Source organism: Caldithrix abyssi DSM 13497 (assembly GCF_001886815.1).
Lineage (GTDB): Bacteria > Calditrichota > Calditrichia > Calditrichales > Calditrichaceae > Caldithrix > Caldithrix abyssi.
On the sequence record NZ_CP018099.1, the window covers coordinates 4,925,298 to 4,941,216 of the forward strand.

General features: G+C 46.2%; 16 protein-coding genes. 5 read left to right on the top strand and 11 right to left on the bottom strand.

The features are described from left to right. Positions 1-101 precede the first annotated feature (101 nt). From Cabys_RS19370 to Cabys_RS19380, 3 genes are read left to right on the top strand one after another with little or no spacing between them, the layout of a single operon-like run. Positions 102-899 (top strand): M48 family metallopeptidase, encoded by a 798-nt coding sequence (locus Cabys_RS19370; protein WP_006927654.1) that lies wholly within the window; start codon positions 102-104, stop codon positions 897-899. Positions 900-910: 11 nt separating this feature from the next. Next, on the top strand, positions 911-1,777 hold the full coding sequence (locus Cabys_RS19375) for a hypothetical protein (RefSeq protein WP_006927653.1): 867 nt from the start codon (positions 911-913) through the stop codon (positions 1,775-1,777). After that, the gene (locus Cabys_RS19380; RefSeq protein ID WP_006927652.1) at positions 1,758-2,279 is read left to right on the top strand and encodes a DUF1648 domain-containing protein; all 522 of its coding nucleotides are present in this window, start codon (positions 1,758-1,760) and stop codon (positions 2,277-2,279) included. The genes Cabys_RS19375 and Cabys_RS19380 overlap by 20 nt, the downstream gene beginning before the upstream one ends. Positions 2,280-2,330: 51 nt before the next feature. Here the strand turns inward: Cabys_RS19380 and Cabys_RS19385 are convergent, their stop codons facing one another. Genes Cabys_RS19385 through Cabys_RS19395 form a run of 3 tightly spaced genes read right to left on the bottom strand, consistent with a single transcriptional unit; the run spans position 2,331 to position 5,018 of the window. Further along, positions 2,331-3,221, bottom strand: coding sequence for a DUF362 domain-containing protein (locus Cabys_RS19385; RefSeq protein WP_006927651.1), 891 nt, complete (start codon positions 3,219-3,221; stop codon positions 2,331-2,333). Between the two features lie 11 nt (positions 3,222-3,232). Next, complete coding sequence (locus Cabys_RS19390) at positions 3,233-4,123, bottom strand: DUF6599 family protein (protein ID WP_044281018.1); 891 nt, start codon at positions 4,121-4,123, stop codon at positions 3,233-3,235. After that, positions 4,110-5,018 (bottom strand): SMP-30/gluconolactonase/LRE family protein, encoded by a 909-nt coding sequence (locus Cabys_RS19395; protein WP_006927649.1) that lies wholly within the window; start codon positions 5,016-5,018, stop codon positions 4,110-4,112. The genes Cabys_RS19390 and Cabys_RS19395 overlap by 14 nt, the downstream gene beginning before the upstream one ends. Before the next feature lie 88 nt (positions 5,019-5,106). On the opposite strand from Cabys_RS19395, the gene mgrA reads away from it, so the two are divergent. Beyond that, a complete protein-coding gene (gene mgrA / locus Cabys_RS19400; RefSeq protein WP_006927648.1) occupies positions 5,107-6,099 on the top strand; it encodes an L-glyceraldehyde 3-phosphate reductase in 993 nt (330 codons plus the stop codon). A 149-nt stretch (positions 6,100-6,248) separates the two neighbouring features. Here mgrA and amrB read toward each other — a convergent pair whose 3' ends face one another. Continuing rightward, the gene (gene amrB / locus Cabys_RS19405; RefSeq protein ID WP_217184005.1) at positions 6,249-7,703 is read right to left on the bottom strand and encodes an AmmeMemoRadiSam system protein B; all 1,455 of its coding nucleotides are present in this window, start codon (positions 7,701-7,703) and stop codon (positions 6,249-6,251) included. A gap of 295 nt (positions 7,704-7,998) precedes the next feature. Between amrB and Cabys_RS19410 the strand changes: the two genes are divergently transcribed. Next, positions 7,999-9,585, top strand: coding sequence for an IS1182 family transposase (locus Cabys_RS19410; protein WP_071961313.1), 1,587 nt, complete (start codon positions 7,999-8,001; stop codon positions 9,583-9,585). A gap of 560 nt (positions 9,586-10,145) precedes the next feature. Here Cabys_RS19410 and Cabys_RS19415 read toward each other — a convergent pair. From Cabys_RS19415 to Cabys_RS19445, 7 genes are all read right to left on the bottom strand, one after another. Next, positions 10,146-10,622, bottom strand: coding sequence for a dUTPase (locus Cabys_RS19415; protein WP_071777811.1), 477 nt, complete (start codon positions 10,620-10,622; stop codon positions 10,146-10,148). Beyond that, the gene (locus Cabys_RS19420) at positions 10,619-12,037 is read right to left on the bottom strand and encodes a PDZ domain-containing protein (protein ID WP_006927645.1); all 1,419 of its coding nucleotides are present in this window, start codon (positions 12,035-12,037) and stop codon (positions 10,619-10,621) included. The genes Cabys_RS19415 and Cabys_RS19420 overlap by 4 nt, the downstream gene beginning before the upstream one ends. Next, on the bottom strand, positions 12,034-13,365 hold the full coding sequence (locus Cabys_RS19425; RefSeq protein ID WP_006927644.1) for a trypsin-like peptidase domain-containing protein: 1,332 nt from the start codon (positions 13,363-13,365) through the stop codon (positions 12,034-12,036). Before Cabys_RS19425 ends, Cabys_RS19420 begins: the two co-directional genes overlap by 4 nt. Further along, complete coding sequence (locus tag Cabys_RS19430) at positions 13,365-13,673, bottom strand: MTH1187 family thiamine-binding protein (protein WP_006927643.1); 309 nt, start codon at positions 13,671-13,673, stop codon at positions 13,365-13,367. The genes Cabys_RS19425 and Cabys_RS19430 overlap by 1 nt, the downstream gene beginning before the upstream one ends. Positions 13,674-13,886: 213 nt before the next feature. Beyond that, positions 13,887-14,282, bottom strand: coding sequence for a hypothetical protein (locus tag Cabys_RS19435; protein WP_006927642.1), 396 nt, complete (start codon positions 14,280-14,282; stop codon positions 13,887-13,889). A gap of 13 nt (positions 14,283-14,295) precedes the next feature. Beyond that, positions 14,296-15,336: an AI-2E family transporter gene (locus Cabys_RS19440; protein WP_006927641.1), complete on the bottom strand. Its 1,041-nt coding sequence runs from the start codon at positions 15,334-15,336 to the stop codon at positions 14,296-14,298. Then, on the bottom strand, positions 15,336-15,860 hold the full coding sequence (locus Cabys_RS19445; RefSeq protein WP_006927640.1) for a cyclic nucleotide-binding domain-containing protein: 525 nt from the start codon (positions 15,858-15,860) through the stop codon (positions 15,336-15,338). Before Cabys_RS19445 ends, Cabys_RS19440 begins: the two co-directional genes overlap by 1 nt. Positions 15,861-15,919 lie beyond the last annotated feature (59 nt).

The window sequence follows — 15,919 nt, forward strand, 5'->3', positions numbered from 1 at the left end:
GGTCTTTGTTCCGCTTACTTGAATAATAAAGAAAGGCAGATCATAAAACTTGCTTTTTTCCGTCAACTGGATTAATATTTGATAAAAAAGACGAGGTAAATATGAGACGCGCATCAATCATTCTCTTACCGCTTTTGGCTTTTTTAATGGCCTGCTCTACTGTTCCAATAACCGGACGCAAGCAATTAAACATCATTCCCGCGCCGCAGATTTTAAGCATGAGTTTTCAACAATATGAACAGTTTTTAAGCGAGCACAAAGTAATTACCGGCACGCCGGAAGCCCGCATGGTTCAACGGGTGGGGCAAAAAATTCAAAACGCCGTTGAGCGCTATTTTTCCGCAAAAGGCATGGCGAACAGGTTATCCGGTTACCAGTGGGAATTTCATCTGGTGGAAGACCCGCAAATCAACGCCTGGTGTATGCCCGGCGGCAAGGTGGTGGTCTACACAGGCATTTTACCCATTACGCAAAATGAAACCGGCCTGGCGGTGGTTATGGGCCATGAAATAGCGCATGCCGTTGCCGAGCATGGCAACGAGCGTATGAGTCAGGGGCTATTGGTTCAACTGGGAGGCCTGGCTTTAAGCAAAGCGTTAGAAGAGAAACCGGAAGAAACGCGCAATTTGTTTTTAACGGCCTTTGGCATTGGTTCTCAAGTCGGCGTTTTATTGCCTTACAGCAGGCTCCATGAAAAAGAGGCCGATCATTTGGGTTTGATTTTTATGGCCATGGCCGGCTATGATCCTCGAGAAGCCGTCAAGTTCTGGGAACGGATGGCTAAAATGAGCGGCGGAAATAAGCCACCGGAATTTTTAAGCACCCATCCTTCTGATGAAACGCGCATTAAAAACTTGAAAAAAATTCTCCCCGATGCCCTTAAATATTACAAAAAATAAAGGAAGGCATTGTGAAACGTTTTTTATTCATATTCGCGCTTTTTCTGCTCACCTTTTGTAAAACACAGAACCAATTGCACCCAACAAGCGATGACGGCAGCTGGTTTGTTTTAAAAAAAGATGATCTTACGGCCGGTACGCACCATACCCGCCACGCAGAAATTTTTGGGAAATACGTTTCTGGCTACAACCTGTACGTCCTCAAAGCAATCGATATCGTTCAGGCCCATGCGCCGGATGGCGGAGGCTATTTTGCCGGATTAAAAGCCGATCCGCCGGAATCGCCCATTGGCTATGAATTAAAATTGTTCGGCAAATCGTTGATCACTCCCCCGCGTCCCACCAGCTATTGTAGCGGTTCCACCTACGCTGCCTTTATTGAAGCGCTGAATTTAATTTTTGCAGGCCGCACGCCAAAACTTTCTGAAGATCGCTTTGAAGCGGCAAGAATGCAGGAGCCGGACGGCGGAAGGCGAGAAGATCACGTTAAGTTGTGGGGTAAATGGAATGCGGACGGTTACGGAAATCATTTTGCCCTGGTACAATACACAAAAATGGGCGTCAGGATTAAACCGAATCAGGCCCGCCCCGGCGATTTTATGAATATCTCCTGGGAAAACGGCGGCGGCCACTCGGTTATATTTCTGGGCTGGTACCTGGACGAAAACCAAACGCCAAATGTGGTTTACTGGTCCAGCCAGAAAAGGACCAACGGCATGGGCGACGAGGTGGTGCCCATTTCACGAATTAAGGAGGTTTGCGTGGTGCGCCTGACCAATCCGCAAAACATCTTGCATTTCAATATTGAGCAGCCTGTAGATATTAACATTACCGGAGATAAAATAAACTGGCAACCAGATGAAGTTTTTGCGCATTAATCAAAACGCCTTTTTTTGCACGACCATGTGGGGAATGACGCTTGCCGGCATTGGCACGCAGATTTACTTCTACCCGCGGTTGCCGGAGCGCGTTGCCATCCATTTTAATGCCCTGGGCGACGCTACCGGCTGGGCTTCCAAAACAACGCTTCTTATCATTGACATCGGCGTTCTTCTTTTTATGGCCGCTCTTTTTCAATTAATGCTCTACTATCTTCCTAAAAAACCGGAAGAGTTAATTAACATCCCGCACAAAGATTACTGGTTTTCGCCCGAAAAAAGAGAGCTGACCGTAAAAAGGGTCAGCCGCTATTTATTGTGGTTTTCTAATCTCACGCTTTTATTTCTGGTGGGGCTGTTCTATTTAACCGCCGAGGTGAATTATTATCAAACGTTCAGGCTGGGGAATCTTTTCTGGCTGTTAATCGGCCTTTATCTGGCCGCCATTTTTTTCCTGACGGTGGAGTTGATGCTCTTTTTCTTTAAAACGCCTCGCAAGTGACCAGGCGCCTTACTTTGTTATTGTGCGCCATTCAAACTACCGTTCAGAGGATTAAAGTAATAAATCTTTCTGCCAACCAAGGGTTATCAATTCAATTTTTTGCGGGTTCGCGTAACCAAGGGCGTGACGCGTTTCTGCCAGAACAATATGTTTGGGCGGCGGATTAATCGGACGATCCTCTCCAAAATAGAGTCGGCGTTTGGCCTGGATGATTTGTACGCCCACCGCATCCACAGCCACCGGATCAAAACCCACCAGCAATCCGTTGTAACGCCAGGTAAACCTCGGGTTAAAGTGGTGCGGCCCCATACCATGAAAAAGCGGCGTAAACATGACCAAAATATTCAACCGCGTTTTGTCTTTGACAATCGGCAGCTTCCAGATGGCCGCCAGGTCTGCGCAGGAATCCGGATGATAATCTGCCGGACGCGGAACAAACATGATGTAGTTTTTAATCAAACTGCCAACGCCCGACCAGGCATGGGTGCGCATGGGGCGCACGTTAATTAGCGCCGTGGCCTTTTGAAAGATCGGATTCCGCAATACGCGCCGATCATCAATATCCACGTTGTTTTCTTTTACGCCCACCTGCAAAAGGCGCTTTTTAATGGCCGATTCCACCTCAATCGGCGTTGGCAGCGGACGCCAGACATTGCTTTTAATACCCACCATGTCGTCTTTGTTAATAATGGACGTCCAGGCGGCATGGATGTTTTCCCTGCCGGTTAACTTCAACAGAGCCTCGTCCAGCATCTCCTGAACCACTTCGGGCTGTATTTTGCCTGTTTTAGAGAACAAATCTTTACGGCGAATCAGAATGACAGTTGATTTTTTTCGGCTCTCGCTTTGACTGAAAAGCGGCGCGCTTAAAGGCAAATACAGCGCCGCGCCGGCGGCTATGCCGGTCTTTAAAAAAGATCGACGGGTTATGGCAGAAGACATGCGCCTTCCTCCTATTTTAATTGAGCGATGGTTTTTTGCACTAATTTTTTCAGCCCGTCTGCGCTTTGATCGTTAGCTGCAATGATCAGGTAGGGAGGATGTAAATTGAATGTCAGGAAGATATTTCGGACTTTGAAAACATCGTTTTTCTTCATTTCCGGAAAGTATTTTTGGCCAAGCGTCTGGTAGGAGTTTTTTGCTTTTTCGATGTTCTCGTACTGGATGATTACCAGCGTTGAGCCGTCGCTGTATTTTCCGAGCGCGATGCGCTCTTTCTCTGAAATGTTCAGGATATTGTCATGAGAAAGGTAAAGATAGCTGTTGAGCCAGATGTAATGATGAAAATAACGGACGGATGCTGGCTTAAGGCCCTCTTGCGGCAACTTGCGCACCAGGTCGGGGATTTCTCCTTTTTGGGGAATTTGAGCATCGATTTGCGCGGCCAGTTTGAACAACGCCGCTTTACTCTGAGGTGTTTCGGCCATGGTTAAGATGGAAATGTAAAAGCGGTCTTTCCAGAAATTCAAAAAACCCTGCACATATTCCGATCCCTGTCCAAAGGCGGCTTCCACCTTCTCGCGCGTGTGCATAAAAACGCCAAAGGCATTGGCCGCACTTCCCATGTCAAACACATCCACCAGAATATCCGGATAATCTTTGCGTACATAGGTTCGGTGGTAAAGTTTCTTAAATCCGTACGAGAGATAGAGTTCCGCCCCGCCGTTAATGAACTCGTACAAATTTTCTGCCGTGTAAATTTGGTCTGAACCTTCGGAGCGCCAGCCGTTCAGAGTATCTGGTAAAATATCGGTCATGAAGGACGAATCTTCTGAGGTTATCTGCATGGCAAATGCTCCGTTAAAAATTATCAAAAAGAAAATGATTAACTTAATCGCTTTCATGGCCCTCCCTTTGTTGATAGCTTAACGCCAATCCGGCAATCGGTACGCGCGCCCGATAAAGAGCGTTGGTTTCGTCTTCTGTGACATAAAGCGTCTTTAGATCAGGATCGGCAAATTCAAGATTGGAAGGTTTTTTGCCCGGCGTCGGTATGGAGGCGATCAATTGACCGCGCGGATCGAAAACCGCAATGCGCCCTGCGCCAAAATGGGCCACATAAACATTGCCTCGCACATCCAGCGCAATGCCGTCGGGGTCTCCGCCCGGCATTTCGGCAAAAATCCGGCGATGGGTCAGTTTCCCGTCCGATTCAACCGTAAATTTTAACACACGGTTTTGCGCCGATTCTGCGACAAAAACGCTTTTCCCGTCGGCCGTAAAGGCAATGCCGTTGGGAAAACAAAGGCTGTCGGCCACCAGTTCAATCTTCCCAATGGTAAAATTGTAGCGGTAAACGCAACCATCGGGGGTGTCTTTGTCGTAAGACTTTGGATCGGTAATGTACAAATGCCCCTCAGGGCCAAAGGCCAGGTCGTTGGGGCGATTGAAACCGGCTTCGATGATCTGGCAGCTACCGTTCCTGTCAAATCGTTCTATGGCGCCAAGCCCAAAATCACAGGCATAGAGATACCCGTCGGAATGAAAGGTTAATCCGTTGGTTTGACGAAAACAATTTTGCGTGGAATCAACCGTAAGCAGGGTATCTACTTCATCATTTTGCACCATGCCCAGCCAGTTTCCGTAACAATTGGAAAAATAAAGGGTATTCTGGCCATCCCAGGCCGGGCCTTCCGGGAATTGTAAGTTTTGCGCCACTTTCTCAAATTGCAAATTGAACGCAGGTTGATTCTGGCATGATAGTAGAATGGCGGCAAGGGCAAACACAAAATATTTCATTTGAACCTCTTTTTATTTAGATTTTAAATTAAAGATAATATGGTAACGGCCAAAAAGCCAGTTTTAAACTTTTAAACAGGAGGTTAAAATGTCCTATTTACCCGCTCCCACTCGATATGACGCCATGGCGTACCGACGTTCCGGACGAAGTGGATTAAAATTGCCCGTTGTTTCGCTCGGTTTATGGCATAATTTTGGCGGCGTGGATTCTCTTGAAAACGCCAGAGAAATGATCCGTCGCGCTTTTGACCTTGGCATCACACATTTTGATCTGGCCAATAATTACGGCCCGCCTCCGGGTTCAGCCGAAGAAAATTTCGGGCGCATTCTGGCTCAGGATTTGCGCTCATATCGCGATGAGCTGGTAATCTCCACCAAAGCCGGCTGGCAAATGTGGCCGGGCCCTTACGGCGACTGGGGCTCCAGAAAATATCTGGTGGCCAGCCTTGACCAGAGCTTAAAGCGCATGGGGCTGGATTATGTGGATATTTTTTATCATCATCGCCCGGACCCGGAAACGCCGTTAGAAGAAACCATGGGCGCGCTGGATTACATCGTGCGCAGCGGAAGGGCTTTGTATGTGGGCATTTCTTCGTACAACCATGAGCAAACACGCAAGGCGGCCAAAATCCTCAAAGAACTGGGAACGCCGTTTATCATTCATCAGCCCAAATACAATATGTTTGACCGCTGGATCGAAAATGGTTTGCTCAAAGTTTTGAAGCAGGAAGGCATTGGCTGCATTGTGTTTTCGCCGCTGGCTCAGGGAATGCTGACCAATAAATATTTGAAAGACATCCCGGCAGATTCGCGGGCCGCCAAAGCCCACGGCTTTCTGAGCAAAGAAGACATTACCCCGGAACGCCTGAAAAAAATCAGAAAATTAAACGAAATAGCCCGCGCAAGGGGACAGTCGCTGGCGCAAATGGCCATCGCCTGGACGCTGCGATATCCAACCATTACTTCGGCCCTGATCGGCGCCAGTCGCGTAGAGCAAATTGAAGACTGCGTGGCCGCCATCAACAACCTGGAATTTAGCGAAAAAGAACTGAAAGAGATTGAAAAGATTCTGGCCGGATAAACGAAAGGGCGGAGATCTTTCCGCCCTTTCGTTGTAATGAGGCATTTTTTCTGCTCTGGTAAAACAGCGCACTCAAGCCGGGCGATATGCAAAGATTTGAAACGCGTTCCGGCGGCAACTTTTCAGCGCAGGAGCAGGGAAGCACAACATTAGCCTTCGCCGAAGACAAAGGCAGAAAAACGAAACAGATCGGCGTCTTCGTCCTGCCAGGCATCGCGCGGCAAACCGGCCTTGCGACAGGTTTCCTGCAAAAAGGTTTCTCGATCCCATCCCCACTCCACCGGCACCTGCGGCAGCAGCAAGCCCACGTTGGCGCCCTTTTTAATCAGCAGGCCGTCTCTGCCAATCTTGATTTCGTTTACATGGCGCACATGGCGGAACGGCGAAAGCACCGATATTTCATATTCTAACAATGGCAGTTCGGCCGGCGTAACCGGACTAAAACGCGGATCAGCGGTCGCCGCCTGAATGGCCACGTCGCGCACCACCAGATAAAGCGGTTTTAAGGGCGCCGTGTAGCCGATGCAGCCGCGTAGCCTTCCGTTGATCTTTAAGGTAACAAATGCGCCGCGATCCTGCATAATGCTTTCGATGCCATCTGCGGAAGGTTCGTAAACACCGCCCTTTTCTACCGCTGTTTCCACCGCTTTTTTAGCTATCTCCAGTAATTTGCGCTGCGCCTTTCGATCTAACGAAAACGACTCATCATTTGCACTTGCCTTTTTTGCCTTTACAAAGACAAACGCCGCATATCCCACCACGCGGCTTTTATCGCCCATGGGCACATCGCCCGAATTGGCGTATTTTAGCAGTCTGGCCTCTGTCGCGCCCAAATATTCGGAAGCAATCATCAGGCTGACGATAGGGCCGCCGCCGCAGGCCTCCCAGATACGGCCCTGTAAATTACGCGAAAGGTTGTAATAATCCCATTCCTTAATGGCGTTGATTACTTTTTTGTCCAGCTCAATGGCCTTCTGATAGGAATGGAAGTGCGAAAGGTCGGAACTGGCCACGATGATTGTCCGATCATCTTCGATCAAATCTGCCAGAGCGCGTCCCAGGGCGCGGGCCGTTTCATAGCTCTGTTCGCCCATGACAATGGGCACCAGTTGAAAATCATCCAGCACCACCTGTAAAAAGGGCAGCTGTACTTCAAGCGCGTGTTCGCCACGCCCCTGAAAATTGATGGTGTGCCCATGTTCAGAGAGTTCCAGTCGATCGCTTTTTTTGGCCAGTTTGCGGGCAAATTCGGCATCCACTGGAATTAAACCGAGCGGCGTTTCGTAATGCGTGCCGTCGTAAACAGCGGCTCCGCTGAAATATTCCACATGACTGGGAGAAATAACCACCACACGCTTGATCTTTCTGCCCTGTAAAACTTTGTAAGCATAGGCCGCCACCCCGCCCGAATACACATATCCGGCGTGTGGCGCAATGATTCCGGTAATCGCATCCTTTATTTCCGGCGATTGTGCCTTCTTTAAAAAACTTTCGATCATCGACTGCAAGGCTTTTGCGCTGGAAGGATAAAAAGCGCCGGCCACTGCCGGTTTTCTGATCTTTGTTTTGATTTCCCCGGAAACACTCTGATTTGCAAATATCAAGACCATCACCCCCATTAAAATTAATGTAACGGACTGAACTTTTCTGCTTCGCATCGTTACCCCGCTTCCAATAAATTTAGATACATTTTACTGCAATAAGGTTAATAAAAACGGAAGGTAAAATCAATGGTTTGCTGAATTTTAACTTTTCAGGCGCCAGGCAGGTTAGTTTAAGATACTTCCTCTGAAAGATCCAGTCCTGCCCGGGAGGCTGTTGCAAATTCAGTTTGAGTAAAATTCAAAAAATTTGTAAATTCTGGGCGACAGATAAAACAAGTAATAACAAAGGAATTCCATGAGTTTTATTACTTATAATCGCTCACAAATGAATCTCTTTGGCTATAGTGTGGAAGATTTTGCCAGAGACGATCCAAAGAGTCGATTTGTAGTGGAGTTGGTTTCGCGCCTTGATTTAAGTGCACTTTATTCCCGTTATAGTTCGCAAGGCGGTGATTCTTATGCCCCAGACATGATGCTTGCCTTATGGTTTTATGCTTATAGTAACGGCATTACCAGCACCCGTAAGCTGGAGGAATTGTGTAAATATGATACGCGCTACATTTATATCACTGGGAATCAGCATCCGGATCATAGTACATTAAGTCGTTTTCGCAAGGCACATTTGGATTTATTAGACCAATATTTTGTAGAGATACTTTTAATTGCCCAGGCCGAAGGCATAAGTAGTTTCAACCAGATAGCCATAGATGGCACGAAAATCAAAGCGCACAGCAGTAAGCGTCATGGCTACACTGAGGATCAATTAGACAAACGTATAGAGAAGTTAAGAGCAGAGATCAAGCAATACATGCAGCGCTGTAATTTTGTAGAACAGGGGGCCACGGATGAATTAGATTTAGAAACTCTTCGAGCGGAGAAAGAACGGCTTGAGCGCTTAGAGAAAGAGATATTAGAACGTAAAGCCCAATTGAAAGAGCGTAAGAAACAGCTCAAATCAGAACATCGTTCAAGACATCAAATAAATGTAAAAGAGCCGGATGCCCGCATGATGCCTTCGGTGGATGGGCCGGGTTATAACGCACAATTAGGCGTAGATATGTCCAGTCATTTAATTGTAGCCCATGAAGTGGTAAGCCAGCCCAACGACCAGGGTCAATTCATACCGATCCAAGAACAAGTAGAGAAGAATCTTGGTTCAGATGATAAGCGATCTTACACAGCCGATTCCGGTTATCACAATAGCGCAGACCTAAAAGAATTGGAAGAAAAGCAGATCGATGCCGTAATAGCCGATCCCCAGTTATCCAATCGTTCGATAAAGGAGACACCGACCTCCAAGGAAGAATTGCAAAAAGAAGAAAGAAAACTAAAACGAAGTGATTTTGTGTATCATGAACAGGGAGATTACTATGAATGTCCGGCGGGTAAGAAGCTTTTTCCAGTTGAGAGGAATAGCGAACGGATCGTATATCGTTCCAATGATTGTCAGGACTGTCCCTTAATTAATTTATGTATTTCCAGTAAAAAGAAAGTTAAGCAAATCCATCGTTCAGTTAATGAGAGTTATTGCGAACGTATGGCGAAAAAGTTACAAACTTCAGCGGCGCAGGAACGACTAAAGAAGCGTTCGGTGACAGTTGAACCTGTTTTTGGTAATTTGAAGCATAATTTAGGCTATCGTGGATTTTCCTTATCTGGTCTTAATAATGTTCGTAGTGAATTTACGTTAATGTGTATTGGGCATAATATTAATGTTCTATTTAAAAATATGTTAGGGAAACGTTTAGCAGCGTTTATAACAGCATCACAAGAAAAAGATGATCTATTAATTTTATTTTCAAAGAATATTTTGGCGTTTTTAATTCTATATTTTGCCCAACGTTTAAGAATGAGAAAAAATTATCAATATCGGAGAATATAAACATTAATTCCTCCCCCCCCATGCAACAGCCTCCCGGGCGGGATTTGAAACTTTTTGTGCTTTTGGATTGGTTGAATAGTTAATTAGTTGAATGGTTGAATAGAAATTTACAAATGCGCAAATATTGAACATCATTGAAGAAAAATTTCCAACGAACAGTTCTTCCTACTCTCCCAGACTCTTTTTCTTGGAAAGGGGGTGAGGGCTATTGTAAACTTTTCCCTATTTTTTTATAAATATACATTTGATATCGCTTTTGAGACACCCTCGGGGGGAATAGCGCCGATATGCTTAGTTTTAGTCTCAGAATGGTTTGTTTAATCATTTTCTGCGATTATTGGCGTAATCTGCGAGAAAATTACTTTAAGCAAAACGCGGTTGATTTTGGTTGCGGCTTTGCTGCCTTAGCTGGAAAGATCTACCGCCTGAGCGCGCGAATATTCCTGTGAATACGTAATGCCTGACAGGTAATGAAATATCTGTGCGACTGAATGCGCAGGCCGCGCAAAAGCAAATGTACCGGGCCATGCCTTCAAAGCAAATCTAAAATTTATTAGGACTTAAGAATCGTTTCCCTTCTGTTCTTCTTTTAATATTTCATCCAGACGTTTATTGTCTTCCACGCCGTTCTCATCGTATTTGGAATATTTTGAGCCATAGCCTTTATCCTGCCGAATCTGGTTGAGTTGATTCTTTTTCAAATACAGATCGGCCAGTTTTTGCGGATCCAATCCAACCAACTGGCATTTACTAACCCAAAAATGTAATTCGTCAATCAGTTCAATACGAATATTATCCCAGTCGATTTCATCCATATCTTTCCACCATTTCCAGGGGAGTGAATCCTCCAGCTCGATCGATTCGTGAATTTGCGCCCGATTGTAGTTTAACAACCACTTCACGCGCTCGGCAACGGTTTCAGGATCATTGTTATTTTGATCGCACAGCCGATCGTAATCCTGTCCGTGTCGTTCTTTTAAAATGCGTTTATTGAGTTCGTATTGTTTATCAAAGATCATCTTCAACAAATCCATCATTCATCTCCCCGATTTGTTTGTTGATAATTGGTTTTAATAAATAAGAATCGCGTGCTGCCGTTGCGCTGAATAAACATTTTTACGAATTTCGGTTTTTGCCGCTCAATTTCCTTAAGTACCTTTTTAAGATCGTCTAACGTTTCGATGGGCGTCTCGTTCACCGTTTCAATTAAATCGCCGATTTGTAACCCGGCAATATCCGCCCAGCCGGCGCGTTCCACGCGACTCACCCAAACGCCGCGCGTATCCGGCTCCAGATTTCTGCTTAAAATGACATCCCTTGTCAATTCCTTTGCACTGAATCCCAGCTTCTGATTGGCAATCTCTTCGGCCATAAACTGGCTGATGGGAGAGCCGCGCAGGTTCACTTTTTTAAGCAAAAAATGGTTTTTGCGGAAAATCTCCAGCGTAATGGTGTCCACCGTCTGGCTGCGAATCATCTGGCGGAAGATATTTAAATCGCTTTCTTTATCTGCCTTTAGCGGAACATCGTTCATTCTGGTAATGACATCGCCGGGCAGTAATCCTGCCGCTTCAGCCGGCGAATTTTGAATAATGGTGCTGACCAGAACGCCGTGCAATTCCGGCTGCCCAAAATAGCGCGCTAAATCTCTGGTAAACGGTTGCATGTAAATGCCCAGCCATTTTTTCCGAACGGTGGCCTTGTGTTTAAAAAACGGCGGCTCTTTAATCAGCGGGGCAAATCTTTCAAACAGCACGATGCGGCCCAGCTGACCGGCGCCCACATTGGCAAAAGGCATTCTTCGCCTAACGTTTTCCCGTCCCAGATAGTGGTAACCGATAGCGTTGCCGTTTTCATCCAGGGCCAGGCCAAAATCGCTTAAGGACAAAAAGTTGTTTTCAAAATAGAACCGCTTTTCTCCCTCGTCCGAAAGGGCGTTGATGCGCCGCTCAATCATTATGTTTGCAAAATCGTAACTTGCCGGCAGATGGTGCAGCAGGATGATTTTTTGGCCGAGCTGTAATTGGCCTTTGTTTTGAAATTGCACCGGCCGGGTGCTTACCGAATCTTTGAGACGAATAAAAGCGATGCTCAGGTCTTCATCTTTGCCGATAAATTCTGCCGGCAGCTCTTTACCGTTGCCCCATTTAACCTTAATATCCGACGGCAGCTGCGCCGAAGCCATCATATTGGCCGAAGCCGAAAATTCAATGTTCGCCGGATAAATGGCGGCAGAGGTCATAATTAAGCCGCGCTCATCGACCACAATGCCGGTTAAATAACGCTTTACTCTTTCTTTATCTTTAATTTCTTCAAAGGAAAGCAATGGCTCAAAATAACTAATGACCACCACTTTGTCGGAGTAGCGCTCATTTATTTTTTGCCAGCTTTTTTGCGCCTGCGCGTTTATGATAAAACTCAACAATAAAATAAGATGAAACAGATACTTCATTGGCTGTCTTTTCCTTTAATTAACGCAAAACGATTCACATCGCCGATTTTTAGCCACAACAGATGATCTTTTCCGTCTTTGCTGTACTGATTTTCGTAATTGGTGATGAACTGGTCGATGCTTTTAATGGGCTGATCGTCTATTTTGGTCAGCACCGCGGCTCTAAACACCCCGGCTTCCTGCGCCGGGCCACCCAGTTGAACGCCGGTAATCAACACCCTGTCCGCCTCACTTAAGCGGAAATTTTTTCGGATGCGCGGCGTAATCTCCTTGACGGACATGCCCCACTCTTTACAATAATATTCATTTCCGCTGAACTTCCCCTGCTTTTTGGGCACGAGTGAAACCTGACCGGGGCGCAGGTGCTGATCCAGATATTTCAAAGTGATCTGTTTGCCCACCGGAAGAGTGGAAACCAGCAAGCGCACTTTGGGCAGCTCTTCCTGATAGACGGCCGCAACTTTTTTCCCGTTGATTTCCGTAACCACAAAACCGGCTTTTAAGCCTGCTTTTTCCGCCGGAGAATTTTTTTCCACTTCGCGCAGCAAAACGCCCTGCAAATCTGGTTTATTGAGATAGGCGCGCAGCCCTTTAATTTCCTGCCATTCCGCGCCGATCCAGGCCCTTTCCACCTCGCCCTTTTCCATTAACTGCTTAATCACAAACTTTGCCGTATTAATGGGAATGGCAAAGCCCAGATTCTCGCCAAAAGTAATGGCCCTGGCGTTAATGCCAATCACCTCGCCTTTCAGATTTACCAGCGGGCCACCCGAATTGCCCGGGTTAATTGCCGCGTCGGTTTGAATCCACAAATTGTAGGGCGAAGTCATGCTGCCGGACTGGTCAAAATAGCGGTCCACGGAGCTGATTACGCCCAGAGTCAGCGAACGCGCCAGGCCCAAAGGCGAACCTAAAGCCAGCACTACCTGGCCCACCTGCAATCCGTCGCTGTTGCCCAGCCTGGCAAAGGGCACTTTTTTAAGTCCGTTTTTTCCCAGTTTTAGCTTGAGCACGGCCAGGTCTGTCCAGGGGTCCAGACCGATCACCTCCGCTTCCACTTCTTTTTTAGAAGATAGCGTGCACATAACAAAACGCGCTTTTTCCGCCACATGGTTATTGGTCAACACATAGCCGTCTTCCGAAAAGATAAATCCGCTACCCGTTACCTGCACTTTTTGCGGCTCGCCCGAATCCACAAATTCTTTAATGGGCTGAATGTGTACCAGAGCGGGGAAGACCTTCTGGCGCGCCTTACGAATTTGATCTTCCAGATTGTCCCCGGCAAAGATCAGCAGGGGGACGAGGACTAAAACAAATAGTTTACGCATTATTTTTTCAGCTCTCTCTTTAAAATAGATTCCACCTTTTGAATTTTCTTTTCCAGTCTGCTTTCATTGGACTTTCGATAATCCATTTTCAGGGTCATGGAAATGCGGCGACAATCTTTCTCCAGGGCCTTAAAACACTGGCGCACCACGCCCATCACCTCATCATAGTCGCCTTCCAGCACGGTACCCATGGGATTCAGGCGATAATTGACTCCGCTTTTGTCAATAATATCCAGAATCCTCGCCACATAGGGCGAAAGGCTTTCCCCCTTATCAAGAGGAAACATGCTGAATTCGATTAATACCATGTCACTTCTCCTGCAATTATTTGCGTAATCTGCGAGAAAATTACTTTTCGCGCGTTTAGGTTGATTTAGGTTGCGGCTTCGCGGCCTTCGGAAATTAATATGTAGCGCGCAAAAGAGATTATTTAGCATACCACCTTATGAATCACTATTTTTTTATGATCATGGATGTTTTTTATCTCATTTATGATTGAGTGCACCATAGATTGCCTTTTATCATTTTTTCTTATTCTCCAGCATGGTTTTGTGGTAGGAGTAAACGCGGATCGCCCGAAAAAGAATGGCAATAAAAATGATTAACAAAACGTACATGATAGATACGCGGGCGATATTGCTAACCATCCGCCGCCAGTGCAAAAAACTCTGAAAAAACAATACAAGGTTAAAAACAGTGAGCAGGCCAATAAAAAAATTTAACTGTCGATAGTTCCACTTTTTCCCTTTATGTTCCATTTTTAGATCGGCGACCAGCAAGCCATAGGTTAAAGTGCCGATGATGGATGCCAGTAAAAATTGGGTGGTTTCCATCCAGTCAAATAGATGTAACAAAAAATAACTGGCAATAAAAGCCAGCACCGGTACATATTCGAGTATGCTCTTTTTTTCTTCCATCACGCCTCTCAACTTACATGGCAAAATTAACTTTTTTGTAGGTATGGTACATTTCCATGACAAAAACTTTTACAATCGCAGCGGCCGGAACGGCTAAAAACATTCCCAGAATCCCAAAAAATTGTCCGCCGGCAATGACCGCAAAAATGACCAGTAAAGGATGCATCTGGACGCTGCGCGCCACCACCAACGGCTGAACGACCACATTGTCCAGCAGCTGTATTACGGCAAAGGCCCCGGCAACCATCGCCATTTGATTGAACTGTCCGTTGCTAATAAACACAACCAGTACGGCTAAAATCGTACCCGTTAACGGGCCCACGTAAGGCACCATATTCGCCAGACCGGCAAAAGCGCCGATCAGCAAAAAGTAGGGCACATCCAGCAGCCACAGCGCAAATACAGACATCATGCCAATAATCAAAGCATCAAAAAACTGGCCGCGCAAATAGCCGCCGATTTGCTGGTCGATTTTGTACATCATATTTAAAGTCATTTCAAAATAACGATTGGGAACAATGCTGACCAGGCCCTTAATCATCGCCCGCCCGTCTTTTAATAAGAAGAAAACCACAAAGGGAATAATAACCAGCGTGGTGATTATCGAAATCACACTGCCCACCAACCCAAACAAAGAATCCGAAAAGTGCTGAACGGCCTCGTTTAATTTTGCATGTAAATTAAGGTTGGATTCTTTTAAAAAAGGAATGTTTTGCCGAATAAATTGTTCGATATTCTGAATGGTCTGTGAACTTTCTCCGGAGCTCAGATTGTGTTGAATCACTTTTACCTGTTCAACAACAGGCGGAATTACAAACAGAATGATGGCAACTAAAACGAGCGCCAGGCAGAAAAAGATGACTCCTGTGGCTGCCGTCCTGCTCAATCCCTTGTATTCCAGAAAAGAGGCGATGGGATCCAGAATGTAAGAGAGCAGGGCGCCAATAATAAAAACAATAATAATCGAACTCAATTGAACCACCAGCCAGCCGACGGCCAACATGGCCACAACAAACAAAACGATTTGCAAAAAGCGGTTAATGGTAATGTCCATTATTTCCCCTTTTCGGATAAAGATTGAAGTTTTTCTCTCAATTCCCGATTCTCGATATTGCTTCTGCGCAGTCGTTCGGCAATCATCTGCGAAAGACGGAGAAGAATCTTATTACCGGTTCGGGGATAGGTTTCCAGAATACTGAACAGATCGGGTTGAAAAAAACCGTACAAAATACTGGGCTTACTGGCGATGGCAGAAGCCGTGCGCGGCGCCTCCAGCAACAGGGCCATCTCTCCAAAAAAATCTCCCTTGGAAAGCACAGCCAGAACGCGCTGATCCCTGCCCAGCGTAATGCGCACTTCGCCCTCTTCGATGATGTACATGCCCACCCCTGGATCGCCTTCATTAAACACCACCTCGCCCTCACGGTAGGTGCGTTGATGTAAAATGCGCTCTAATTGTCTTAGCTCTTTTTTTGAAAGGTCCTGAAAAAGGGGGATACGTTTAAGAACGCTCAGGATATCTTCCTTTTCGCCCTCTTTTTTTCTAAAAATATTAGTCCAGACACTATCTTCTAACATGGCGTTCCCTTATATTTTTGATTTACTTTGCAATTTACTCAGAGCATAGACCCGTCGCA